General features: G+C 39.6%; 22 protein-coding genes. 16 read left to right on the top strand and 6 right to left on the bottom strand.

From position 1 onward, the window contains the following. Positions 1-59 precede the first annotated feature (59 nt). A complete protein-coding gene (locus WG954_RS19260; RefSeq protein ID WP_340438519.1) occupies positions 60-1,772 on the top strand; it encodes a CHRD domain-containing protein in 1,713 nt (570 codons plus the stop codon). Between the two features lie 69 nt (positions 1,773-1,841). On the opposite strand, the gene WG954_RS19255 is transcribed toward WG954_RS19260, so the two are convergent. Next, a complete protein-coding gene (locus tag WG954_RS19255) occupies positions 1,842-2,438 on the bottom strand; it encodes a PhnA domain-containing protein (RefSeq protein ID WP_340438518.1) in 597 nt (198 codons plus the stop codon). 232 nt (positions 2,439-2,670) lie between these two features. Between WG954_RS19255 and WG954_RS19250 the strand changes: the two genes are divergently transcribed. Then, positions 2,671-3,666: a YihY/virulence factor BrkB family protein gene (locus WG954_RS19250; protein ID WP_340438517.1), complete on the top strand. Its 996-nt coding sequence runs from the start codon at positions 2,671-2,673 to the stop codon at positions 3,664-3,666. Positions 3,667-3,754: 88 nt separating this feature from the next. Here the strand turns inward: WG954_RS19250 and WG954_RS19245 are convergent, their stop codons facing one another. Then, positions 3,755-4,564, bottom strand: a complete 810-nt coding sequence (locus WG954_RS19245; protein WP_340438516.1) for a cyclase family protein — start codon at positions 4,562-4,564, stop codon at positions 3,755-3,757. Positions 4,565-4,736: 172 nt separating this feature from the next. Here WG954_RS19245 and WG954_RS19240 point away from each other — a divergent pair, with 172 nt between their 5' ends. The 7 genes from WG954_RS19240 (at position 4,737) to WG954_RS19210 (ending at position 14,501) form a co-directional block, all read left to right on the top strand. Next, positions 4,737-5,162, top strand: a complete 426-nt coding sequence (locus WG954_RS19240) for an SRPBCC family protein (RefSeq protein WP_340438513.1) — start codon at positions 4,737-4,739, stop codon at positions 5,160-5,162. Between the two features lie 893 nt (positions 5,163-6,055). After that, a complete protein-coding gene (locus WG954_RS19235; protein WP_340438511.1) occupies positions 6,056-7,279 on the top strand; it encodes an exo-beta-N-acetylmuramidase NamZ family protein in 1,224 nt (407 codons plus the stop codon). A 25-nt stretch (positions 7,280-7,304) separates the two neighbouring features. Beyond that, positions 7,305-8,015 (top strand): hypothetical protein, encoded by a 711-nt coding sequence (locus WG954_RS19230; RefSeq protein WP_340438509.1) that lies wholly within the window; start codon positions 7,305-7,307, stop codon positions 8,013-8,015. Between the two features lie 209 nt (positions 8,016-8,224). Beyond that, positions 8,225-10,729, top strand: coding sequence for a S9 family peptidase (locus tag WG954_RS19225; RefSeq protein ID WP_340438506.1), 2,505 nt, complete (start codon positions 8,225-8,227; stop codon positions 10,727-10,729). Between the two features lie 183 nt (positions 10,730-10,912). Next, positions 10,913-12,874: a T9SS type B sorting domain-containing protein gene (locus WG954_RS19220; protein ID WP_340438503.1), complete on the top strand. Its 1,962-nt coding sequence runs from the start codon at positions 10,913-10,915 to the stop codon at positions 12,872-12,874. Between the two features lie 119 nt (positions 12,875-12,993). After that, complete coding sequence (locus WG954_RS19215; protein WP_340438501.1) at positions 12,994-14,019, top strand: FKBP-type peptidyl-prolyl cis-trans isomerase; 1,026 nt, start codon at positions 12,994-12,996, stop codon at positions 14,017-14,019. Between the two features lie 2 nt (positions 14,020-14,021). Further along, positions 14,022-14,501, top strand: a complete 480-nt coding sequence (locus tag WG954_RS19210) for a hypothetical protein (protein WP_340438500.1) — start codon at positions 14,022-14,024, stop codon at positions 14,499-14,501. Here WG954_RS19210 and WG954_RS19205 read toward each other — a convergent pair whose 3' ends face one another. Together WG954_RS19205 and WG954_RS19200 are read right to left on the bottom strand one after the other, a co-directional pair. After that, on the bottom strand, positions 14,502-16,334 hold the full coding sequence (locus tag WG954_RS19205; RefSeq protein ID WP_340438499.1) for an AAA domain-containing protein: 1,833 nt from the start codon (positions 16,332-16,334) through the stop codon (positions 14,502-14,504). It abuts the gene before it with no gap. 13 nt (positions 16,335-16,347) lie between these two features. After that, on the bottom strand, positions 16,348-17,985 hold the full coding sequence (locus WG954_RS19200; RefSeq protein ID WP_340438497.1) for a beta-N-acetylhexosaminidase: 1,638 nt from the start codon (positions 17,983-17,985) through the stop codon (positions 16,348-16,350). Positions 17,986-18,183: 198 nt separating this feature from the next. On the opposite strand from WG954_RS19200, the gene WG954_RS19195 reads away from it, so the two are divergent. From WG954_RS19195 to WG954_RS19175, 5 genes are all read left to right on the top strand, one after another. Continuing rightward, on the top strand, positions 18,184-18,876 hold the full coding sequence (locus tag WG954_RS19195; protein ID WP_340438496.1) for an outer membrane beta-barrel protein: 693 nt from the start codon (positions 18,184-18,186) through the stop codon (positions 18,874-18,876). A gap of 164 nt (positions 18,877-19,040) precedes the next feature. Next, a complete protein-coding gene (locus WG954_RS19190; protein ID WP_340438495.1) occupies positions 19,041-19,487 on the top strand; it encodes a VOC family protein in 447 nt (148 codons plus the stop codon). 14 nt (positions 19,488-19,501) lie between these two features. Beyond that, entirely contained in the window at positions 19,502-20,257 is a 756-nt protein-coding gene (locus WG954_RS19185) for a DNA alkylation repair protein (protein ID WP_340438494.1), read from the top strand. Positions 20,258-20,314: 57 nt separating this feature from the next. Then, the gene (locus tag WG954_RS19180) at positions 20,315-20,941 is read left to right on the top strand and encodes an endonuclease III domain-containing protein (RefSeq protein WP_340438492.1); all 627 of its coding nucleotides are present in this window, start codon (positions 20,315-20,317) and stop codon (positions 20,939-20,941) included. A gap of 94 nt (positions 20,942-21,035) precedes the next feature. Beyond that, positions 21,036-22,265, top strand: coding sequence for a metallophosphoesterase family protein (locus WG954_RS19175; RefSeq protein WP_340438490.1), 1,230 nt, complete (start codon positions 21,036-21,038; stop codon positions 22,263-22,265). A gap of 32 nt (positions 22,266-22,297) precedes the next feature. Here the strand turns inward: WG954_RS19175 and WG954_RS19170 are convergent, their stop codons facing one another. Beyond that, positions 22,298-22,798, bottom strand: coding sequence for a DinB family protein (locus WG954_RS19170; RefSeq protein ID WP_340438488.1), 501 nt, complete (start codon positions 22,796-22,798; stop codon positions 22,298-22,300). Positions 22,799-22,877: 79 nt separating this feature from the next. Beyond that, positions 22,878-23,558, bottom strand: a complete 681-nt coding sequence (locus WG954_RS19165) for a helix-turn-helix transcriptional regulator (protein WP_340438486.1) — start codon at positions 23,556-23,558, stop codon at positions 22,878-22,880. Positions 23,559-23,650: 92 nt separating this feature from the next. Between WG954_RS19165 and WG954_RS19160 the strand changes: the two genes are divergently transcribed. Continuing rightward, complete coding sequence (locus tag WG954_RS19160; protein WP_340438484.1) at positions 23,651-24,349, top strand: alpha/beta fold hydrolase; 699 nt, start codon at positions 23,651-23,653, stop codon at positions 24,347-24,349. Continuing rightward, positions 24,346-24,777 carry an acetyltransferase gene (locus WG954_RS19155; protein WP_340438483.1) on the top strand — a complete coding sequence of 144 codons (432 nt, stop codon included), beginning with the start codon at positions 24,346-24,348 and terminating at the stop codon, positions 24,775-24,777. The genes WG954_RS19160 and WG954_RS19155 overlap by 4 nt, the downstream gene beginning before the upstream one ends. Positions 24,778-24,859: the final 82 nt, after the last annotated feature.

Below are 24,859 nucleotides of genomic sequence, written 5' to 3'. Positions count from 1 at the left end.
CTCACTATTCAACTTCTTATGAGCAACCGTAACTATTCATTCTAAAAAAAAATTACGGTATGAAAAAATTCTACTTACGTCCCTGCTTAAGGGTCGCCTTCCTTCTGTGTTTATTTGTAGGTTTTAGTTTCCTGAAAGCAAAAGCTGATTTGTTTCCGTTTAGTGCCACTTATTCGGGAGCAAATGAAGTGCCTGCCAATGCATCCACAGCAACAGGAACAATTGTTGGCGTTTATAACGATGCGACCAACACCATTTATTACAACATTGTATTCAGTGGTTTATCGGCCAATACAACTGCTGCCCATTTTCATGCACCCGCTGCGCCTGGTGTAAACGCTGGTGTTACGCTTGGTCATGCCGGTTTTCCGGCAGGAGTCATGGCCGGCAATTACAGCAAGATCGATGTGTTTACCGATGCACAGGAAACAAATCTGAAAGCTGGTTTAATGTATTCAAACATTCACACATCAGCATTGCCTGGTGGTGAAATAAGGGCACAGATCACACTTGGTGCTGCATCATCTGAAATTTACACATTCACCAGAACATATAGCGGTGCAAATGAATTTCCGCCAAACACTTCAACTGCCACAGGAACAATTATGGGTGCTTACAACGCTGCTACTAATACCATCTTCTATAACATTCAGTTCGGTGGACTTTCTGCAAACACAGTAGCCGCACACTTTCATGCACCTGCAACACCTGGATTTAATGCAAGTGTTACGCTTGGTCATGCAGGTTTTCCTACAGGTGTTACAAGCGGCACATATAGTAAGACAGATGTTTTTACCGCTGCACAGGAAACAAACCTGTTGGCTGGTTTAATGTATTCAAACATTCATACAACTGCATTACCGGGAGGTGAAATAAGAACACAGATTTTCTTAAATGCGCCATTCGTTGCACCGGTGCTCACTTGTCCTGCTAATATTACTGTATCGAACGATCCTGGTTTATGTTCAGCATTAGTTTCATTTGCAGCATCTGTTACAGGTTCGCCTGCACCAGTAGTAACTTATAGAGTTGGCAGTACCGTTATTACATCACCATATGTATTTCCTGTTGGCACAACAACTGTTAATGTGAGTGCTATTAACGGAGGTGGATTTGCCACATGTTCGTTTACGGTAACAGTAAATGATACTGAAGCTCCTGTAATAACCAACGTAAGTGTAGATCCTTCTGTGCTGTGGCCTGCAAATCATAAAATGAGAAATGTTATGGTTACTTACAATAGTACAGACAATTGTCCCGGAGCAGTCACCTGTGTACTGAGTGTAACAAGTAACGAAGTAATGAATGGATCGGGTGATGGAAACACAGCTCCTGATTGGGAAATTGTAAATAATCATTCAGTGAAATTAAGAGCGGAACGTTCAGGAGCAGGAACAGGAAGAGTTTACACGATCACAATAAGATGCACAGATCAGGCTGGTAATACGGGTGTGGCAACAACAACGGTCATGGTGCCTCATGATATGTCAGTTAAATCACGAGCAAATGGCGGCAGAACAGGAGAGGGTACACTTGCAGTTTCTGTGTATAGTAATCCATCAAAGAATTATTTCACCTTGAGTGTTGAGCCGGGTACAAGACCTGAAAATGTTACGGTAAGATTGTTTGATATGACAGGAAGAATGGTTGAAGCAACAAATTCATCTTCACAGATCATACGGGTTGGAGATAAATTAGGGGCTGGAATTTATATGGCTGAAATTAGAAGCGGCAATAAAGTTTCTTTGCTGAAACTTATAAAAGTTGAATAATAATTTTGAAAGTTGATTCTAATAAACAAGGCACGGCTGTATTACCGTGCCTTGTTTTTATGAGATTGTTCATGCGTTTTGAGAAGCATTCTGCTTGCGTACATATTTTGTAAGTATCACAATAGTTTGACCTTCAATTTTTCCTTCAATTTGATCGGTATTTTCTTGCACCAAACGGATATTCTTTACCACAGTTCCCATCTTTGCATTAAGCGTTGAGCCTTTTACATCGAGTGATTTGATCAACACAACTGAATCGCCGGTTAGTAATTGTGCGCCATTACAATCTTTGTGCAGATCAACACTGCCGTCGTTTTCATGATCACCGGTTGCCTTCGCCCAAGCCAAACGATCTTCATCGAGATACATCATATCTAAATTATCTGCCGCCCAGCTCTCATTGCGTAAACGGTTAAGCATGCGCCACGATACAACCTGAACACCCGGCACCTCGCTCCACATGCTCTCTGTTAAACAATTCCAATGCTTACAGTCAAGTTCCTCCTTTTTTTCAACCTGTGCCAAACATTTGCTGCAGATGAGAATGCTGTTATCGGTATTTGATTGATCTTGTGGCGGAACTTCATACACTGCAAGATCTGTTTCCGCTTTACATAACTCGCATTTGTTTTCGCTTCTTTGTTGCAGGATATCTGCCAGTTTCATCGTTTCGTTTTTGATTAAGGCGGCGAAGGTAATTATTTCAAGCATCTGCAATCGTTTTTGTCATCAGGTATAGTATTTGCCACTTTTAACCTGTTTACGGGGCTGAAAGGGGAGTTGAATTGGACAGATTAAAGCATTACTGCTGTTTGCAGGACGATCAGCTATCTTTAGCACACAATCAACCGGCAGCGGTGAACAGAAGATTGAGGTGGTTGCTGAAAATTTTGCTGCAATGAAAAATATTAAACTTTTATTTACAACCATGTGGTCGATCATTAAACAATCATTCTTCGATTTTATTGATAATAAGGTTTTGAAGTTGAGTGCAGCACTTGCATTTTACACCATCTTCTCTCTGCCTGCAATGCTCATCATTATCATTTCTGTAAGTGATATTTTTTATGGCCGTGATGCAATTGAAGGCACATTGTATAACCAGATATCCGGATTTGTAGGAAAAGAAGCCGCCTTACAAATTCAAGAGATCATTCGCAATGCAGCTTTGTCACACGACAGTAAGTTTGCAACATTGGTGGGATTAGTTACACTTATCATTGGTGCCACAAGTGTGTTTACTGAAATCCAGGATTCCATTAACCAGATATGGAAATTAAAAGCGAAACCGTACAAAGGAAAGAGTTACCTGCGTTTAATTGTCAACAGGTTGCTGTCATTTTCAATTGTGATAGCACTTGGTTTTATTTTGCTGGTATCGTTAGTTATAAATGGATTGATGGATCTGCTTAGTAACAGGTTAACCTTGCTGTTTCCTGAAATGACAGTGGTGGTGATTTATGTGTTTAATCTCATTGTTACCTTTTTGATTACCTCTTTATTATTTGGAATGATCTTTAAAGTGTTGCCCGATGCACGGATAGAATGGAAACATGTGCGTGCAGGTGCAATTACAACAGCCCTGCTTTTCATGGGAGGTAAATTCCTGATCGGTTTTTATTTGGGGCAAAGCCAACTATCAACAACCTATGGTACAGCGGGGTCGGCAATTGTATTGTTGTTGTGGGTTTACTATTCAGCTATGATCTTGTATTTGGGTGCTGTCTTTACACATGTTTATACTGCACACAGAGGCTCAAAAATATACCCGAACAAATATGCAGTGTGGGTACAGGAAATAGAAGTGGAGTCTGAGAAATCTATAGAACAACAACCGGAAGCTAAAACAGTGATTGAAGTGCCTGCCAATTCTGAGAGAAAGAAGGGAGATTAGAGTTTTTTGGATTATCGATACACTTCATCTACATCTTTAAAAATGTTGTATTCATTTGTTGCATTACGTTGATCCGTAAAAAGAAACATCAAGGTTGCTCCACCCAGGCGATCATGCGCAAGGGTCCGCCACTTCCACCTTTTATCTTCATAGGTAATGCAAAAACGTAAGCACCTTTTATTGGAAGAGCATCTAAATTTGCAACATTTTCAAAACCGGGAATATTTTCTGCATACAATAATTGATGTGTTCTGAAATCTTTCGACTGTCCGTAATCAATGCTTGCTGTATCAACACCAACGGCTTTGATCTTCCTGTTTTTGATGAGCCATGCAGCCAACTCCGGATGTATGGAAGGGAAATGCAGTTTTGCTGTGGCTGCTTCGCCCTTTTCAGCAGTGCCTAAATATTTTGCGGCATCAGGATAAAACTTTCCCCAGCCAGTGCGGAATAAAACTATTGCTCCATCGGGTATCGAACCGTTTTCTTTTTCCCATGCAGTAACATCCTCCACTGTTATCTGGTAGTCGGCATTGTTGATTGTTTTTGCAGTTACATCAATTACCACTGCTTCTCCTAACAGTTGCTCCAATGGAATCTGGTCTGCACTCCATTTGCCTTCGGCAAAATGCACTGGTGCATCAAGGTGTGTGCCGCCATGTTCAGGCGAAAAGAATGCGTTGGAAGAATAATAATATCCGCCGGCAGTTTTGCCATTGAATTGTGTATCGAGTTTAAAGCCAACAGGGTTATTTGGCCAGTAGATCGTTTCACTGGAAAAATCGTAGCTCAGGTCTATCCATTTTCCTTTTGAAAGAAATTGGGAGAGCGTTTGTTTTTCTGCAGGTTGATTGCAACTAAGAGCAGTGATGAATAAAACAGGGAGGTATTGTTTCATATAAAATTCTTTTTCTAAAAATACAGTTTTCTGTTATTGCTGCATTTTTCAAGCTGATGAAAACATGTCGCATTTAGCCCGTTATTATTTCGTTTTCGCCCAGTGTTAATTTAAAAAATAGTTCGGAAGTTTGTACTGTTAAACAATCATCATCAGTATAAAAACAAATTGTATGGAAACACAAGCAGCAACAGTTATCACTGTACAAACAACAGTAAACGCACCAATTGCAACAGTATGGGAAAGCTGGAATAACCCCGAGCATATCACGAAGTGGGCTTTTGCCTCACCTGATTGGCATACACCCTGGGCGAAGAACGATCTTCGTGTGGGAGGTAATTTCTCTTCCCGCATGGAAGCGAAAGATGGAAGTTTTGGTTTTGAATTTGGCGGCGTTTATGATGTGGTTACAACCAATGAACATATTGCCTACACAATGGGCGATGGACGAAAAGTAAACATTTATTTTACTGCTGAGGGTAACGGTACAAAAGTTGTTGAGAGCTTTGAAGCTGAAAGTGAAAACTCAATTGAAATGCAACAAGCGGGCTGGCAGGCAATACTCGATAATTTTAAAAACTATACAGAGCAGCTGTAAATAGAATTAGAAAAATAAGCAATCAGGGCTAAAGCTTTTGGTGGTGCAGCTTTCATAACCCCGAGTTTAAAACCGGAGTTAATTTCTAATGCTGTTTCCAATTGGCTTTAGCCCTTATTAATAGGACGGTAATGAAAAAATCAGAAGAGGTAAACCCTGTGAACCTAATATAAAGTAAACAACTATTCTGTTCTAATAATAGCTTTTCCTGTTGGAAACAGTAGTTGTATAAATCCAAATTCCTTATTCCAAAATATCATCGCCGTATCATTACTGTTGAATACTCCGTTTTTACTGCATTTTATAGGATAAACTTTCGAATAATTTTTTCCATTTACCAGCAAGCTATTAATTGGTTTCAATGAATCTACGCTGGTATAAGTAACATAATTACAGGCATTAATCAGTATGGTTCCGGGATAGTATGGTTCGTATTTTCCATACAATCGAATGTCAACAACAATTAATGAAGGAGATATTGATGAATTAAAAGTAACCTCATACTTTTCATAAAATTTAGTGCTATTACCAAAAATACTGGGAATTGGAACGAAATCCCGTAAGTATTGTGTTTGATTAAGTGAGTGGACAGTATTGTTACTATCAATCAATTTAATCTGTTGTCCTTGCGAGTAGCTTAAGAAATCTGATTCTTTTTCATTGAAAATTTTGCGTTCGGTCCTGTTCTTCTTACAGGAACAAATGAGTATTAAGCAAATAACTATGAGGCAATTCTTCATAACTTATGCATTACATAAAAATTAACACATATCTCCGTAGCATTAAACATTAGCTATGGTTAGTGTTAAATTACAAAAAAAAGCTGAGTTTTCTTTTTTAAGTGGTAATGTGTCTTTGAACAAATGCTATAGTTTAGCAATATGAAATTGATCATGAGAACAAAGTCATTTTATTTTTTGATCGCCGGTTTTATTTGCCTGGTTTTATTGCAAAGTGTAAACAGTAAAAAAGCAAAGCCAGTCCAACAAAAACAATTAATCACGGGTGCAGATCAAACTGAAAAATATCTTCCTTACTTAAAAGGAAAACGTATTGCGGTGTTGGCGAATCCTACCACTATCATCGGCCAACGTCATTTGGTTGATAGTCTTGTTTCATTAGGTGTAAATATTGTAAAAGTATTTGGCCCCGAACATGGGTTCAGAGGCAAAGCGAGTGCCGGTGTGAAAGTGAAAGATGAAAAAGATCCTGCAACAGGCGTCCCTGTTATTTCTTTATACGGTCCAAAACGTAAACCATCAAAAGAGGATATGGCGAATGTAGATCTGATGATCTTCGACATACAGGATGTTGGTTGCAGGTTTTATACATACATTAATGTACTCAGCCATATCATGGAAGCATGTGCTGAAAATAACAAAGAGTTGTTGATACTTGATCGTCCAAATCCTAATGGATATTTGGTTGATGGGCCAATTCTTGACATGAAATATAAATCAGGCATTGGCATGTTCCCTATACCTATTGCGCATGGCATGACCATTGCTGAATTTGCACAAATGATCAATGGGGAAGGTTGGTTGCCCAACAAAATGAAATGCAAACTCAAGATCATAAAAGTGGCGAATTACAATCACGATATGGAGTATACATTGCCTGTTGCTCCATCGCCCAACTTAAATACGCAGCAGGCAATCATGCTATATCCTTCTACTTGTTTGTTTGAAGGTGTGGCGCTCAATCATGGTCGTGGTACTTATTTTCCATTTACATTATTGGGTAGTCCGTTGTTGAAAGGGAAATATGAATTCTCTTTTACACCTGTTGGAATAAAGGGAATGGCAGAAACACCATTGCATATGAACAAAGAATGTTTTGGGCTTGATCTGCGTAAGTATGATATCAATCAACTGCGTAAAACAAAACGAATTAATGTACAATGGATGAAAGAATTGTACGCTGCCTTTCCTGATAAACCAAAATTCTTTGATCGGTCACAGAGTAACCAGATGGGTGATATTAATAAGCTTGTGGGTAATGCAGAATTTAAAGAACAGATCATCGCAGGGAAATCAGCTGCTGAAATTTATGCATCATGGGAGCCGGGCTTATCGAAGTATAAAACAATGCGCAAGAAATACTTGCTATATCCATAGTCATTCACTCATTTAATTGAAGGTTATGAAACAGATAAAAACGATTGCTTTTCTTTTGCTACTGTCATTACTGAACAGTTTTAGCATGTCTGCACAATCAAATATTACAGGTGCATGGAGCAGACAGGATGGATTATCAACAATTACACTCTTGTTCCAGGATGGATATTATTCTTATACAAAGTATGATGTAGCACACAAAGTTTTCAGTTTTACAAAAGGTGGTTCCTATACAGTTGCGGGCAACCAGCTTTCGATCAAATACCTTTTTCATACAGCAGAGAAAGATGTTGTAGGTACAAGTGAAACGATGAGTATGTCGGTCAGTCAAAAAACATTGGGGCTTATTGTTAATGGGGCAACCGAAACTTATAAACGAGTCGATGACAGTAAAAGTCAATTAGCAGGCCATTGGCTCATTACAGGTCGTATGAACAATGGTAACATGCAAACCATTACACCCGGGGCCAGACGAACAATTAAATTGCTGACCGGTACACGCTTTCAATGGATCGCCATTAATATAGAAACCAAAGAATTCTTCGGAACAGGCGGCGGCACTTACACATTTGTCAATGGCAAGTATACCGAGAACATTGAATTCTTTTCAAGAGACAGCACAAGGGTAGGTGCGTCGTTAAGTTTTGATGGAAAGGTAGAAGGTAACAACTGGCATCACTCAGGCCTCAGTTCCCGTGGTGAACCCATTCATGAGATCTGGACACGAGGATTGTAAAGAAAGCCGTTAGCCGATAGTTGTGAGTCATTAGTCAATGGAATCATCCCGATTCTCACTACATAGTTGCGTATACAGCAGCTGGTAGCTTTTCTCAACCGTTCATGTAATTAATATTTCCGAAATGCTTTGGTTTAATGACGCCCCTTATCTTTAAAGCTTTCCGGGCTTCATGTCCTTCATACCAATTCAATACAAACCATCCACGCATGAGAATTTTTGTCAGCATCATTATGATGTTTCTGTCTGTTGCATTGTTTGCACAGCAGCCGGCTGCTAAAAAAGGCAATTACGCTTTAGCTGCCCGTTTTTCACCAGAGAAAATTAATAAAATGTTATTCAGCACGTCGGTTGATCCGCATTGGCTGAAACTCACTGATCGTTTCTGGTATGTGTACGAAACACGTGAAGGAAAGACCTGGTACATTGTTGATGCAACAAAGGGTAGCAAACGTGCCATGTTCGATCATGCAAAGCTTGCAGCAGAGATCACGAAGATTGTAAAAGATCCATTTGATGCACAACACTTGCCAATTGAAAAACTGAAATTCACAAAAGATGAAAACAGTATTACGTTTGAAATCAAGAGTACCATTGATGAAGTAAAGAAAGATACTGCTGCAGCACGTACAGGTGGAAGAGGTGGAGCCCGTCCGGGAGCACCTGCAGCAACAGAGAAAAAAATATTCTATTTTGAATACAATCTCAACACAGCGGTATTAACTGAACTGAAGGATTATCAAAAACCGAAAGACCGATTAATGTGGGCCTCGTTCTCGCCCGATAAAAAATATGTTCTCTTCTCTAAAAAACATAACCTGTATTATATGGATAGTGCAAACTACCGTAAAGCACAGATCAAAGAAGAAGACAGTACCATTGTTGAGTACCAGTTAACAACTGATGGTGTTGAAGATTACGGTTATGGTGGTGGTTTCGGTAATGAAACCAATGTAGACAAGGAAAAAAATAAGGATAAGCGCAAATCAGTGTTTGTGATGTGGAGTCCGGATGGTAAACATTTTGTACTTACACGTACTGATAATCGAAAAGTAAAAGATCTCTGGGTAATCAACAACATTGCAGAACCACGTCCTACACTTGAAACCTACAAGTACCAGATGCCCGGCGAAAAAGAAGCGCCTATACGTGAGCTTTATATTTTCAATTTTGAAAGTAAAACATCAAAGAAAATTAATGCGGCTGCATTTAAAGACCAGGAGATCGCTGTATGGTCTTCTCCTTTAAAGCAAAGTCAACGTGATGAAGAAAACCGTGCTACTATCTGGCATGGCACCAACGAGAAGTTTTACATGTCACGTACAAGTCGTGATCTGAAACGTATTGACGCATGTGCTGTAAATGTAAGCAGCGGGTCTGTTACTCCGTTGATCGAAGAGCGCATGAACACTTATGTTGAAAATCGCAGACTTGGGTTGATAAATGCGGGTAAAGAATTAATTGAATGGAGTGAGCGTGATGGCTGGGCACATTTTTATTTGTATGATGAAAATGGCAAACTCAAAAACCAGATTACCAGTGGTGCTTTCCATTGCGAGGATATCGAAAGTATTGATGAAAAGAATCGTGTATTGTATTTCACGGCCAATGGTCGTGAACCAAATGAAGATCCATACTATCTGCATCTGTATCGTATCAATTTCGATGGTACAGGTTTGAAATTACTTACACGTGCCGGTTATGATAACAATGCAAGTATGGATGACAACATCCGCTACTTTGTAAATACTTATTCACGTGTGAACACTGTGCCGGTTTCGTTGTTGCAGGATAATAACGGCCGAACTATTATGGAACTGGAAAAAACAGATATGAGCGGTTTGCTTGAAGCTGGATATAAATTCCCGGAACCATTTAAAGTGAAAGCAGCAGATGGTATTACTGATCTGTATGGTGTCATGTACAAGCCATTTGATTTCGATAGCACAAAAACATATCCCATCATCGAATATGTTTATCCGGGTCCTCAAACAGAAGCGGTTAACAAAGCCTTTGGTCGTGGTATGGATCGTGTTGATCGTCTGGCGCAATTAGGTTTTGTGGTGATCACAGTTGGTAATCGTGGTGGTCATCCATCACGCAGTAAATGGTATCATAACTATGGCTATGGCAACCTGCGTGATTATGGTTTGGCTGATAAAAAAGCAGCGATCGAACAACTAAGCTATCGTCATAAATTTATTGATGCAAGTAAAGTGGGTATTCATGGGCATAGTGGTGGTGGTTTTATGAGTACTGCAGCGATGTTGGTATATCCTGATTTCTTTAAGGTGGCAGTAAGCAGCGCAGGTAACCATGAGAATAATATTTACAACCGTTGGTGGAGTGAGAAACATCACGGTGTAAAAGAACAGGTGAGTGATAAAGGTGATACCAGCTTTGTTTATTCAATTGAGCGTAATCCCGAATTAGCGAAGAACCTGAAAGGACGTTTGATGTTGAGTCATGGTGATATTGATAATAACGTACACCCTGCTAATACTATCCGCATGGCAAATGCATTGATCAAAGCGAATAAACGTTTCGAACTTGTTGTATTGCCTGGTCAGCGTCATGGTTATGGAACAATGACTGAATATTTCTTCTGGAAAATGTGCGATTATTTCTGCCGTTACTTGTTAGGCGATGATTCGCAGCCGGTAGATATGGAAGAAATGAACCGTGAAATTGAGCGTGGCGATCCCGGCAAATAAGCATACAATTGTCATAGAATTGAAAGGCGGTCAATATTAATTGACCGGCTTTTGTTTGTCTTGTCGGTTTTTTCGTTAAAATCATTGTCCAAACATTCAACATTTTAAAATTCATATACTATGGGTTTGTTTTTTTGGTAAATTAGTAAGCCGGGGTTAGTGTTGTTTGCCTGGGTTTACATTATGAAGATTCATCAACATGGAACTATTCGTACACATATGGTAACAGTGCTTACCGGCTTGTTTCTATGTTTATCTTCCAACGCACAAATTTGTCCCCCGAATATAGATTTTGAACGAGGTGATTTTGCTAACTGGACTGCGTACACTGGCTCAGTATCTGCAGGAAGTGGCACCAATACGATCACATTATCGCCTAACGGATTTCCGGGTGGTGGACAGCATGAAATGTTCAGCAGATCTCTTAATGCAACAGATCGAGATATGTTTGGAGGATTTCCGGTTGTATGTCCTAACGGTAGCGGCTACTCTGTTAAATTAGGAAATACAATGGGGGGCGCACAGGCAGAAGGACTCGCCTATGAGTTTACGATTCCTGCCAACATGAACAATTATTCAATTACCTATCATTATGCAGTAGTATTTGAAGGACCAAATCATCGCATAGAAGAACAGCCACGTCTTGAAATTGAAGTCTTGAATGTATCGGACAATAAAGTGATCGAATGTTCATCGTTTGAATTTATTCCATTTGGTAGTGGACTTCCAGGTTTTTTTGAAGCACCTGTAAGAGCAAATGAAAACACACCAGTTTGGGTTAAAGACTGGACGGCTGTAACCATCAACTTAAATGGGCAGGCTGGTAAAACCATTCGCTTATTTTTCAAAACAGCTGATTGTACTTTTGTTCGTCATTTTGGTTATGCATACATTGATGTTAATACAGAATGTACCGGCGAGTTTACAGGAGCTACATACTGCCCTAATGATACACTCGTGAATGTAGTTGCGCCATTCGGTTTCCAGGATTACAAGTGGTTCAACAGTAACTTTTCACAATTGTTAGGTAGCAGCCAGTATTTAGTATTACGTCCGCCATTCCCGACAGGTTCATTACTTGCTGTTGAAGTAACACCATTTAATGGATATGGCTGTAAGGATACTTTATATGCGAGATTGGTTGATACGCTTACATTAAAAGCCAATGCAGGGTCCGATACGGTTTACTGTGGTTCTGTCCCTATACTTATAGGGGAAAATCCAAAACCGGGTTTGACTTACCGTTGGTCGCCGGCAACGGGTTTATCCAATCCAAACATTGCCAACCCATTTGCAACGCCGGCATTTTCCACGCAATATGTAGTTACCGTGTTTAGTGGAGGTGGCGGATGTTTTAAAAGGGATACTGTTTTTGTTACTTCTACCTCGCCTGATACCACTTTGCAATTCCTCGGTTCAACAATGTTTTGCAGTACGTCGGCATCTGATAGTGCAGTATTGATTGTTTCGCCGGATGTGAATGTGCAGTGGTTCAGAGATGGTATTATATTATCAGGTGCAAATCAAAACCGATTGCGCTTAACAAAATCGGGCAGCTATTATGCTGTTGTAAAAAATGCTGATGGATGTGCATTAAATACACGGAGTGTTTCTGTAACAATTGAAGATCCCGTGCCCGGGCAAACCTATCCAATACAATATACGTTTCAAAATACAGCACTTCCATTGCAATCGAGGCCGATTGGTATAGAAGTAGCATGGCTGCCGCCGATTTATCTGAATAATGCTGACACAAGCTCTCCGGTTTTTGAGCGGGATAACATTGGCGATCAGTTATATCAAATACGAATGATCACAAGAGTAGGATGCGTTACTATAGATACTCAGCTTGTGAAAACAATTAAAGAAGTAACGGTGTACGTACCCAATGTGTTTACGCCTAATAATGATAATTTAAACGATCGTTTTTATCCCGTAACGGACGGTATCAAAACGATCTACTCGTTTAAAGTATTTAATCGTTGGGGCATGGAACTGTTCGACTGGCCTGTTGGTAGTCTTGGCTGGGATGGAACGTATAAAGGCATTCCACAGAATCCCGGGGCATATGTATGGCAGTTCAGCGGTATAGGTATTGATGGGAAAATTTATAACCGTAAAGGTATGCTCACCATCATCCGTTGATATTTCTTCACACAGCCAATCTCTTTTTATTCTTATTGATGATGCTTTAGTATGTTTGAAGCATTATTTCATTTATTGGAGTTACAGCTATCGGTACAATAAAAAATAACAAAGCACAGATGAAATACTTCTTATTTATTGCGATCAGTATTTTTCTCAACGCAAATGTATCTGCGCAAAATAATGCGGATAAAACATTTCCATTGGCTGATAGTTTAAGGGCAAATGGTTTGCTTGTACAAGTGAACGCACAACAGATCAACACACGAAAAGAAGTAAAAGCAGGTGTACAGAGTGGTGATGTGAAATTATTTATTGAAGCAAATAAGAAGGAAAAAGAGATCGTATTGAGTTTTCCTGAAACCGCAATTGTTGTTGCAAAAGGAATTAACGTGGAAGAAGACGATAAAGATGAACTGGAATGGGAATATGATCTTCCGGTAAACGAAGTTGTACAACTATATCTTGCTACGGCAAGTGACTCTGCTGCAAACTTCACACTGTACTCAGGGTATGTTTATTATTCCAAACAAAATAAATGGAAGCTGATCGGTACCTGTAAAATAAATGGCACATGGGGTGCTTTAAAATCAGCCTTAACTTTTATTTCAAATACTAAAAAACAACCAACAGCTTTGAGTATTCCGCAGGTTTGGGTACAACGGGGCAATGGCTCATTCGTTGAATTATCTGCAACAGCTGCTAAAGCACCAGTACTAGCACCATTCTCCAGTATTGACAGTGTGCAGCAGGCAGCAATTGATGAACAGCTTATTCAACAGGCCATCACATCAGGTAAGACAGATGCAAAACTCAAGGGGAATGATGTTTATTACACAATCATGAAAGAAGGCACAGGGCGTAACGTTTTAGTGACAGACACAGTGGTGGTTTACTACAAAGGTTATTTACTTGAAGATGGTTCAGTATTCGATCAAACAAAAGATAAGACTGCAACGTTCCCTCTAAGCCGCTTGATCCGTGGCTGGCAGCTGGCTGTACCTTACTGCAAAGTGGGGGGAAAGATCAAAATAGTGATACCATCAGGTCTTGCATATTCCATTCGCACAAGAGCTGCAAAAATTCCACCCAATAGCCCGCTAGTGTTTGAAGTTGAAGTGGTTGACGTAAAACCGCAGTTATAGTTATGAAAGCAGCAACAGTACAGGAAATTAAACAGGAGTTAGTAAATCTGCCGCAAGCAAAAGTAACAGAGCTTTGTTTGCGGCTGGCACGTTTCAAAAAAGAGAACAAAGAATTACTTACTTATCTTTTATTTGAAGCTGATGATACTGCTTTATACATCAAACATGTGAATGAAGAAGTAGATGAGATGTTTGAAGAGATCAATAAAAGCAACGTGTATTTTGTAAAGAAGACGCTACGAAAAATCGCAAGGACTGCTGCCAAATATATTCGTTACAGCGGCAATGAAACAGTAGAAGCCGAAGTGCTGATTCATTTATGCACCAGAATAAATGAGCTTGGTACTGCAATTAACAGCAATACTATCATCAGCAATATATACAAAGCGCAATTGAAGAAGATCAATAAAGCCATTGCATCAATGCATGAAGATCTGCAATACGATTATATAAAAGCAGTGAAAAAGCTTGAGGGGAACTGATCAGATCTGTATTTCAAATTCCCACACTGTTCTGTAAGTGCCGTGTTGCTCCACATAAGTTAAGAATGCTCCGTAAAATGTATCTGCACCTATGGTTGCACTATCACCAATCACAAAGAGTTTTTCCTTGGCTCTTGTCATTGCCACATTCATACGACGGTAATCTTTTAAGAAGCCAATAACGCCATCTTCATTACTTCGTACTAATGATACAATAATGTTTTCTTTTTCCTGCCCCTGGAAGCTGTCAATAGTGCTGATGCGCATGCCATTTGGCAATTGTTCTTTTGCAGCCAACACTTGACCCGAATAAGGTGAAATAAAAGCAGTATGAACGGGATCGAACTGTTCCTGTTCCAATAATTGACGAACAATGTTTAGCTCGCCTTCATTTTGTAAACTCACACCATCCGGTCCATGTGTTTCATTATAACCTGAACCTGCGGTATCAATGAATGTTAAATGTACTCCGGTGTTTTGCAAATGCTCAGCAGTATGCAAAAGGTCCTTATAAAAATAACTGCTGCTGAAACCTGCAATGGCTTTGCGCATACGGTATTGAATATTCAGCAACGAAACTGCTGCTGTCTTTTCAATAGCTGCTTCTAAAACTGATCGATTGAAGCCAAGCACTGCTGCTTCATTACTCAACACAGTAGGAGGTAACTGCCAATGATCACCCGCCAATACGATCTTTTCGGCCATTGGGAAAATGCACCAGGCCAATGGCTCAATACATTGCCCTGCTTCATCGATTACCAGCGTGTGAAATGATTGTTTCAGATCAGCATCATACAATCCAATAGGCGTTCCTGCAATCACTTGTGCTTCTGCAAATAATTTTTCTTCGTTATAATGCTGCAGTTTTTTTATTTCAGTTCGTATATTTTTTACTTCTTTAAATAACAGGCTTCGTTGTTCACGTTCAGACTTTCCAAAACTCCGTTTGTATTTCAGTGCCATCTTCCTGAATTCTTCGGCACGGATTTTTAGTTGCTTGATCTCTTTTAATGCGCTGCTGTTATTGAGTTTGCCTTCAGGCGTATGTTTATAGATCAGCTCATCCACTTTACTTGTATTGCCTACTCGTAACAGGTTAATGCCTTGCTGCAATAATCCTTTTGCTAAATGATCAACAGCAGTATTGCTTGGTGCCGATACCAAAACTTTTTCACCTTGCTGCACCAATTGTACAATAGCTTCAATAAGTGTGGTTGTTTTGCCGGTACCGGGAGGGCCATGCACAATACAAAGCTGTTCATTGGCAATAATGTTTGCAATTGCCTGCTGCTGACTTTCATTCAGCTTCTTATTCCTGAATTGAATGTTAGCGGTATGTTGTTGAATTGTTGAATGGGTAGCAGTTGAAGTGTTATGCAGCTGTTCAAATAAACTATAGAGCGGTTTATTATTCTCCAAACCCTGCAATGTTTTTTTCATGATACTCGTTGTGCGTGTATCAGGAGCGAGTTTGATACCTACACCATTGTCTTCAATCCAATCAGGAAAGTCAGGAGCAAACAAACGGAACTCGCCATTCTTTCCCTCAAGATTTAATAAAACTCCTTTCACCGGTTCTTCACCCGAAATAAAACATTCAATTGCTGCTCCATCCCTGAACATATTTGCTTCAGGTGGGAAACTTAATTTGAAACTTATTTCAGGATAATCTGCATAGCCAAAGCTTCTGCGTGTAACAATAATGGGATGTAAGGCAAGGCCTTCGGCTTTCAGTTGTTTTAATGTATGCACTTGATCAAGCTGGTAACGGTTTGCCTGCTCGTTCTCTTCGAGATCAATACACTTTAAAAATGTTGCTATTTGCGGATGCATAGTTTCTTTCAGATTATTTGTCCGCTGTCCATGTTTCAAAACCTTTGAACCAACTACTATTCCAGTATTTATAACGGGGAATGATGTTAGCTTTTAAGCGACGCACAAAATCAGTATAGTTTTTTTGCGCCGGTTGGCTCCATAAGCTTTCACTTACTGCGGTCATACGAGGGAATATCATATAATCAACTTTTGTACTCCATTCCATATACTCGGTCCAAACGTTTGCTTGTCCACCAAGAATTTTATGCGCCAATCCCTTTTGTTTGATGGATGCAGGAACAAGATCATAATTATACACCGCCTGTAACGGATTGTAACCATGGATCGCTAAACTGTCTTTAGGATCTTTGCTTTGAAAATGATCGAAGTAATAAGGTTTGCCGGGTGTCATGATCACATTGAAACCTTTGCCTGCTGCTTCAATTGCTTTTGCATCGTTCGCCCAATTCATCACAATGGTTGATGTATCAAGTTTTCCTTCCATGATCTCGTGCCAGCCAATTACCTTTTTCTTTTTTTCTTTCAGGTATTTACTCACCTGTTCAATAAAATAAGTTTGTAGTGCTACTTCATCTTTCAGCTTATTGTCTTTGATGAATTGTTGTGTGGCTGCACTTTGCTTCCACCACATTTTACTGCACTCATCTCCGCCAACATGAATATAGGGCGATGGAAACAGATCAGCTATTTCATGAAACACAGTACGTAAAAAAGTAAATGTTGCCGGGTTAGGTGCAAGCACATTGTTTACCCGGTTGTACATACCCCATGTTGCTGCAACGCCCCATTTATTATTAGGATCTGTACTGAATTCGGGATAGGCAGTGATAGTTGCACGACTATGTCCTGGTATATCAATTTCAGGTATGATGGTAATGCCACGCACAGTTGCATAAGCAATGATCTCTTTCACTTCGGCTCTCGTATAATAACCACCATAACGTTTATGTTCGTAACGTGCAGGTGTATCTTTAAAATGACCAATGAGTGTAGAATCTCTCCATGAACCAACGCTGTTCAGTTTAGGATAAGAAAGTATTTCAATGCGCCAGCCCTGGTCATCTGTTAAATGCCAATGAAATGTATTGAACTTGTGAAAGGTGAGATAGTCAATATATTTCTTAATGTAATCCAACGGAAACATATGACGCACTACATCGAGGTGCATGCCACGATAAGCAAAACGAGGATAGTCAATAATGCGACCGGCAGGTAAACTTACTTCGGCTGTTTTTTGCAGTGGTAATAATTGAAACAAGGTCTGCATGCCATTCATCACACCACGAACAGATATTGCTTTGATCACTACCTGTTGTTGTTGAATCGTCAGTTCATACATTTCTTCTTTTGTAATAACAGATGCATCGTATTGCAAAACTATAGAAGCTTTGGTTTTACCTGTTTTAGATAGCTGAAGGTTTGTTTGCAATCCACATTGTTGCAATAACTGCTGCTGCAGGTAATTTGCCTGGTCTTTAAATCTGCTATCAAATTCAATCGTAGCATTTGTTTTTAATGCCACAGTGCCTGAAGCGAATGCTTCTGTCTTTACAGGCTTCGGAACAATATTGTTCAACTGTTGGGCTGCGGTGTTCGTGGCAATAAAAAGAAACAGTAAACTAAAAACACGTAAACGTAAATGTTGCATTCGGCAAAGATAAGAACTCGATCAAATGCAATAAGCCGCTATCTGTTAAAACGGAATAACCGTTAACTCAACAGCAATAGCCAGTAACTAAGTTGGGTGCTGATATAGATTTACCAGCGTAATAGTTTTACATAGATAAAGAAACAAAGTACGAAAGTGTATTTATTTCAGTTCAACCAAAAACTAAAACTATTTACAATGAAAGCAATTTATGGATCAGTTTTTTGCTTGCTGGTTACAATACAAATGCAGGCGCACACTATACAACCAGACACTTCCGGGAAAGGAAAGAGTAAAGGAAATGTTGAATATGGCTGGAAGGTGGAAGCAGGTGAAGCTTTTTCAAGCATGTCGATCTCTGATGTGTCGGAACGAACAACTCTCAGCCCTAAGTTGTCATTTCGTGCCGGCGTTTCATTTATAGCTGATGATTTTCGTGTTGGCCGCTTGATTGTTAGTGCACAATATCAAGAGGGAGGTTTAAAGGTTACAACAAAGGGTGTTGAAGACGGGCTTCTCATGCTACGCTATCTGAATATTCCTGTGCAATATCATTTTTATATCGGCCGCTCAAAACGTTTGTTTGCAGGAGGCGGCGGATATATTGCAGCATTACTATCACACAGTACTGAACAGATGAGTTTGAATTTTGAAAAATATAAAAACTATGATGCAGGTGCATTGTTAACTGCAGGTTACCGCTTAACTCCCCGTATTCTTTTAGAGGGAGGAGTACAAAGAGGTTTTGTAGATGTTGATGTATCAGAAGCACGACGTTCTTCAAGAAACGGAATGGCTTTTCTATTGCTGAGTTTTACAATGGGCTCTTCCACATCAGGTCATATAAAACAGGCAACACTCACCTGTCGTAAATCAGGAAGTGATAAATAAAATTTTGCTGGTTTCTGGTTAATTCGGGGCAGGATTTATTCCTGCCTTTTCTTATTTGAGGATGGCGTAATTAACCCCGCAGATTGTCGTTATTCCACCTTTTATTCATTGCAGAATGGCTTTATGTTTGATGTGGTTAAGCAAATCAATAAAACTACATCATCATGCAAAAGATCACTCCGTTTTTATGGTTCGATGGTAATGCTGAAGAGGCCATGGATTTCTATTTTTCTGTCTTCAAGAATTCAAAGAAAATTTCAACCATGCCTGGTCCTGGCGGTTCTGTAATGGGAGTTACATTTGAACTGGAAGGATTGGAATTCCATGGATTGAATGCAGGGCCAATGTTTAAGTTCAACGAAGCTGTTTCGTTTTTTGTGAAGTCGGATACACAAGAGGAGATAGATTATTATTGGGAAAAACTTACAGCCGATGGTGGAGAAGAAAGCATGTGCGGCTGGCTGAAAGATAAATTTGGTTTAAGCTGGCAGATCGTTCCACCAATTCTTGGTAAATTACTAGGCGATCCTGATCGGGAGAAAGCGGGCCGTGTTATGCAGGCCATGATGCAGATGAAGAAGATCATTATTGCTGATCTGGAAAATGCATAATCACAGAAATAATTATGGCAAAAGCGGCTGTTAAAAAATCATCACCTGTAAAGGAAGAAAAATTTACTGCAAAACTGTTTATAGAGCGATTAAAAGCAATGCAGTCTGATGTAGAGTTGAAAAAGATACAACGCTATTTCAAAAGTGCTGAAGGCGATTATGGTTATGGTGATCAGTTTATAGGAGTAAAGATGGGTGATCTTTTTAAGCTCGCCATTTCATTTGCAGGTTTGCCCATTACTGAAATTGAAAAGTTACTTGATAGTCCCATTCATGAAGTAAGGGCAGGGGCGATCAGCATTATGGATAAAGAATCACGCAGTAAAAAAATAACACCCGAACGTTTGAAATCTTTTTTTGAACTCTATATCGGCAAACACGACCGTGTGAATAATTGGGACCTGGTTGATCTTGGTTGCTTGTACATGACGGGCAGTTATCTTTTTGATAAGCCAAGAAAGATCCTTTACAAATTGGTTCGTTCAAAAAATATGTGGGAACGACGCACAGCTATTTTAAGCACCTGTTATTTCATCAGGCAAAATGATCTTGATGATACCTACAAACTTGCGGAAGAATTGTTGAAAGACAAAGAAGACCTCGTGCATAAAGCAGCAGGATGGATGTTGCGATTTGCAGGGGATAAAGACAAAAAAAGGTTGCTCAGTTTTCTTGATAAACATGCGTCCATTATGCCACGTGTAATGTTACGTAATTCAATTGAGAAAATGAGTAAAAAACAAAAAACACATTACATGGCACTCAAGTAAAATTGAGTTAACCGTGTTTTTAAATCATGTAGATTTATTGCTATAAAACCATTCATCATGCCAAGAAAAACCAATTGGCCAGAAGCCATTAAACCTTTATTGAAGAAATACAAAGGCAAACAACATCCGCTGGAGTATAAAAATACTTACCAGTTAGTCGTGATGGTAGTACTATCTGCACAGGATTCTGACAGGAATATTAATAGTCTTGCACCAAAACTCTTTGAAGCATATCCCAACATGCAGGCTTTGACAAAAGCAACAGAAGAAACCTTATTTCCTTTCATAAGCAAGGTTCGGAATTTTGGCAACAAAGCAAAATGGCTCACTGGAATTGCAAGTAAAATAAAAAAGAACACTAATATTCCTGAAACGATTGATGAGTTGGTTGAGTTGCCTGGTATTGGCCGTAAATCTGCCTGCGTTATTCTCCGTGAAAGTGGTAAACCTGCTGAAGGTGTTATTGTTGATCTGCATGTGGTGCGTGTTGCTCCAAGACTTGTTATTGCAACCGGCACCGATCCTAAGAAAATTGAAAAACAGATCATGGAAGTGTTGCCGCAGAAAGATTGGGATGCAGGTATGGCGATGTCTTTTTTAGGACGGGAAATCTGCCGGCCAAAACCGAATTGTGAGAAATGTTTGATGACAAAGGTTTGTGAATATTATAAAGCCAACAGCTAAACCCAATTTGTAAAATCAGGCTGTTGGTTGTAATATTGGGCTGCAGCAGATAGACTTGTTCGATCACTGCAAATGAAAAAAGCCCATCCTTAAAATGGAAAACCAAAAACCATCCTTTAACCGCCGTAAATTTTTAACCAATGCCGCAAAAATTGCAGGCGTTGGTGCTGCAGGTTATATCTACATCAGGGGTTGTAATACCGATGATAAAGCGGTAGTTGTTCCTCCTCCAATTATTCAACACGAATTTCTTACTCAGCCTTATTTACATACGCTGAATAATAAGCAGATGTATATCCGCTGGATCAGCAATCGCAACTGTTACAGTTGGGTGGAGTATGGTGAAACAGCTACACTTGATAAAAAAGTTCATGCCGTAGCAGATGGATTGGTGAATTCAAATAACCGTGTGCATGAAATTGTTTTGGAAAACCTTGTTCCGGGTAAAACCTATAACTACCGTGTTGCTTCAAAAGAGATCAGGCGCTGGGATGAAGATATTGCGGTGTTTGGCGAAACCATCTTTAGTAAAACATACAGCTTCAAAACAATTACTGATGATGCAAGTGAAGTGAATCTTCTTGTGTTAAATGATCTGCACGATACACCGTCATCATTTCCGCATTTGCTAAAACTGAACGGTAACAATCCTTATGATCTTGTTTTTCTCAATGGCGATATGTTCAACTATCAAACAGGAGAAGCACAGATCATCAATCATCTTATCACGCCTTGTACAAACGGGTTTGCTATACAGAAGCCATTGTTATTTGTAAGAGGTAACCATGAAGTGCGTGGTCCCTTTGCACATCAACTGAAAGATTATTTTTCTTATCCGCAGGGATATTATTTTCATTTTCAATGCGGACCTGTATTCGCCATTGCACTTGATACGGGAGAAGATAAAGAAGATGATAAACCAGTATATGCAGGGCTTGCAGCCTTTGATGCTTTCAGGGAAAAGCAAGCAGTGTGGATGGAAAAGTTAATGCAATCAGAAGCTTACAGAAATGCACGTTATAAAGTTGTGTTCATGCATATTCCGCCGTTTTACTCAAACGATGCGCATGGAAGCATGCATAGCCGGAAATTATTTTCTCCACTCTTTGATAAATACAAAGTTGATCTTGTTGTTTGCGGCCACACACATGTGCATGGTGTACATCCACCGGTGAAAGGTGAGCATGATTACCCCATTATTATTGGTGGTGGGCCAAAGCCTGGTACAAGAACATTAATGAAGATCAATGCCAATCAGCAACAATTGAATGTTCAAATGCTTGATGATGCAGGTAAAGAAGTGGGCACTTACATTATAACATAACCGGAGCTTTTGCAAGCCCCGGTTAATTGGCACTAATTAAAATTTTGTTCATCAGCACTCGGGCCATAGCTTCCGGGAATTGGGATGTCAAGTAGCCGGAGATATACGCCCAGCTGTGCACGATGGTGTACTACCTGGCAAAAACACTGGCGCAAAAAATCACGTTTTAGTTCGTCGCTGTAAATTGTTTCGCCGCTGCGTAATACCCAACGGTCTGTTAACTGTTCGTCAGTTGCTTGTGCCAATGCGTTTTCACCTTCTGTCAGCGATTGTTGAAAATAGCCCATCAGATCCTGTTCATTTGTAAGTGCTACAGGTTGGTAAGGATTAACTGCAAAATCCAATTCTTTTGTGTTTAATACAAGATTCACCCATGATGGTAACTCCGCTACGTGTGTGGCCAGTTGTTTCAACGTCATGCTTTTTTGGTGCGGCTGCCAATGGAAAAGATCGGCTGGTACACGCTCCAGCATTTTACGGGTTGTTACTGCTTCTTGTTTCAATTCATTGAGAAATGATTCGGTAAATGTCATGATGTTTTGATTTTGATACACAAAACAACAATCGCCCGCTGACAACCCTATGGCAGTGTGTTTTCTGGTCTCAAAAAAATTAATAATTCACCGGTAGTTGCTTCATGAATTCAGAAATGCTGATATGGTCTTTTTTCTGAAAAGGCTGGTCAGATACTTGCAGACTTTTGATGCGCATCAACTTAAAATCACGGTAATCTTTTCTTAAATAGCACCAGCCGATCAGATGCCAACTGAATGCATAATAAATGAGACCAATGGGTTCTAGCTTCCGTTTACTGCTCTCTTCTTTGGCATTTGTATAATCGAGATGAATGATTGTTTTATTGGTGATGGCCGCCTGCAATTGCGAAAGGTATTCAAAGTTCATTTGAAGGTTCGGGTGCATTTGCATGCGAATGCTGTTATCGAGAAAATCCAGTTTTTCTTTTTGTGTGGATCGGAGAACAGCCTTTACTTTATTCAATGCAGACGAGTAGTACTTCTGTATTGATTTATCTGCAAAACCATATACCAGCGATTCTGTCAGTAACAATGCATTTGCTTCTTCACTGCTGAAAGCAACAGGTGGTAGAAAATAACCCTGCACCACAAAGTAACCACGGTTCGGTTCAAAGCTCACCGGTATGCCCAACTCCACCAATGCTTTTACATCACGGTAAACAGTACGTACGCTGATGTTGTATTTGTCAGCTATCTTTTCTGCCGCAACATATTTTTTCGATTGCAGCAGTGTAACAATTCCTAAAAGGCGATCCATGCGGTTCATATGGTAAAGTAAATGGATTTTTCAATTCCGTAAAAAAATCAATACCCGTTGTTGTATTACTGAAAAATGAGTTTATTTATAGAATGAAACATCTCCTGTTATTGCATGGCGCTATCGGCTCGAAAGATCAACTGCTACCATTGGCTGATTTATTGAAGAATGATTTTAGTGTTCATCTTTTCAACTTCAGTGGACATGGCAGCAAACCCTTTGCTCAAGAACCTTTTTCAATAGAAGCATTTGCAAATGAAGTAGGAGAATATCTTTCAACGCATAAAATACAACAGGCATCTGTATTTGGTTACAGCATGGGCGGTTATGTAGCTTTGTATCTTGCTAAGCAACAGCCACAACTACTCAGTGAAATTGTAACACTTGCTACAAAATTTCAGTGGGATGAAACAGTAGCCGCAAAAGAAGCTGGTATGTTGAACACAGAAATCATTCTAGAAAAAGTACCGGTATTTGCTGAGCAGTTACAACAACGACATGCACCTAACGATTGGAAACTTGTGTTGGAACAAACAAAAGCTATGCTGCTGCAAATGGGAAAAGAAAACCCACTTCAATTAAACGATTATACAACTATTGAACAGCCAGTACTTTTATTACTTGGTGATAATGATAAAATGGTGACCAGAGAAGAAACCGAAGCTGTACAAAAAGCAATACCCAACAGTCATTTTCAACTGCTCGAACAAACAGCCCATCCAATTGAAAAAGTAAACATTGCTGTGTTGGCAGGTATTATTCGTAAATTCTGTAAAACAAATGAAAGATGATCAGAGTTGCTACAGAAAAAGATTACCCGCATTTAGTTGATTTGTGGGAACAGTCGGTTAGAGCCACGCATCATTTTTTGCCAGAAGATTATTTGCAGGAAATAAAACTCATGCTGCCTGCAATCTTTCCAGCAGTTCCTGTCTACGTTTATGAAGATGATGCAAAACAGCTTCTTGGGTTTACAGGTGTTGCTGATGGTAAAATTGAAATGCTCTTTCTTCGTCCCGAAGCAAGAGGAAAGGGCATTGGTAAAATTCTGTTGCACTATTCTATGTATATCCTCGGTGCATACGAGTTGGATGTGAATGAACAAAATGAACAAGCTGTTGGATTTTATCAGCACATGGGTTTCACCGTTATTGAACGAAAAGAAACAGATGGGTTGGGCAGACCGTTTCCATTGCTCAGCATGAAATACATGCAATAGAAGCACGTTCAGTAATACTTCTTTATCCTCTTTTTGTTTTGATGGAATCTTGGTTTAGCTTAGCGTTTATTCCATCAGCAAT

This window comes from Lacibacter sp. H375 (assembly GCF_037892425.1).
Classification (GTDB): Bacteria; Bacteroidota; Bacteroidia; order Chitinophagales; family Chitinophagaceae; genus Lacibacter.
The sequence above is the reverse complement of the archived record's forward strand: the minus strand, read 5'-3'. Positions and strand labels throughout refer to the sequence as shown.

Bases quoted from the DNA above. Each gene is read 5' to 3' on its own strand.
- WG954_RS19165 (WP_340438486.1), bottom strand. From the start codon at position 23,558: ATGGATCGCCTTTTAGGAATTGTTACACTGCTGCAATCGAAAAAATAT.
- WG954_RS19250 (WP_340438517.1), top strand. From the start codon at position 2,671: ATGAAAAATATTAAACTTTTATTTACAACCATGTGGTCGATCATTAAA.
- WG954_RS19175 (WP_340438490.1), top strand. From the start codon at position 21,036: ATGGAAAACCAAAAACCATCCTTTAACCGCCGTAAATTTTTAACCAAT.
- WG954_RS19215 (WP_340438501.1), top strand. From the start codon at position 12,994: ATGAAATACTTCTTATTTATTGCGATCAGTATTTTTCTCAACGCAAAT.
- WG954_RS19170 (WP_340438488.1), bottom strand. From the start codon at position 22,798: ATGACATTTACCGAATCATTTCTCAATGAATTGAAACAAGAAGCAGTA.
- WG954_RS19230 (WP_340438509.1), top strand. From the start codon at position 7,305: ATGAAACAGATAAAAACGATTGCTTTTCTTTTGCTACTGTCATTACTG.
- WG954_RS19155 (WP_340438483.1), top strand. From the start codon at position 24,346: ATGATCAGAGTTGCTACAGAAAAAGATTACCCGCATTTAGTTGATTTG.
- WG954_RS19180 (WP_340438492.1), top strand. From the start codon at position 20,315: ATGCCAAGAAAAACCAATTGGCCAGAAGCCATTAAACCTTTATTGAAG.
- WG954_RS19190 (WP_340438495.1), top strand. From the start codon at position 19,041: ATGCAAAAGATCACTCCGTTTTTATGGTTCGATGGTAATGCTGAAGAG.
- WG954_RS19235 (WP_340438511.1), top strand. From the start codon at position 6,056: ATGAGAACAAAGTCATTTTATTTTTTGATCGCCGGTTTTATTTGCCTG.
- WG954_RS19255 (WP_340438518.1), bottom strand. From the start codon at position 2,438: ATGAAACTGGCAGATATCCTGCAACAAAGAAGCGAAAACAAATGCGAG.
- WG954_RS19195 (WP_340438496.1), top strand. From the start codon at position 18,184: ATGAAAGCAATTTATGGATCAGTTTTTTGCTTGCTGGTTACAATACAA.
- WG954_RS19220 (WP_340438503.1), top strand. From the start codon at position 10,913: ATGAAGATTCATCAACATGGAACTATTCGTACACATATGGTAACAGTG.
- WG954_RS19240 (WP_340438513.1), top strand. From the start codon at position 4,737: ATGGAAACACAAGCAGCAACAGTTATCACTGTACAAACAACAGTAAAC.
- WG954_RS19200 (WP_340438497.1), bottom strand. From the start codon at position 17,985: ATGCAACATTTACGTTTACGTGTTTTTAGTTTACTGTTTCTTTTTATT.
- WG954_RS19205 (WP_340438499.1), bottom strand. From the start codon at position 16,334: ATGCATCCGCAAATAGCAACATTTTTAAAGTGTATTGATCTCGAAGAG.
- WG954_RS19225 (WP_340438506.1), top strand. From the start codon at position 8,225: ATGAGAATTTTTGTCAGCATCATTATGATGTTTCTGTCTGTTGCATTG.
- WG954_RS19260 (WP_340438519.1), top strand. From the start codon at position 60: ATGAAAAAATTCTACTTACGTCCCTGCTTAAGGGTCGCCTTCCTTCTG.
- WG954_RS19210 (WP_340438500.1), top strand. From the start codon at position 14,022: ATGAAAGCAGCAACAGTACAGGAAATTAAACAGGAGTTAGTAAATCTG.
- WG954_RS19245 (WP_340438516.1), bottom strand. From the start codon at position 4,564: ATGAAACAATACCTCCCTGTTTTATTCATCACTGCTCTTAGTTGCAAT.
- WG954_RS19185 (WP_340438494.1), top strand. From the start codon at position 19,502: ATGGCAAAAGCGGCTGTTAAAAAATCATCACCTGTAAAGGAAGAAAAA.
- WG954_RS19160 (WP_340438484.1), top strand. From the start codon at position 23,651: ATGAAACATCTCCTGTTATTGCATGGCGCTATCGGCTCGAAAGATCAA.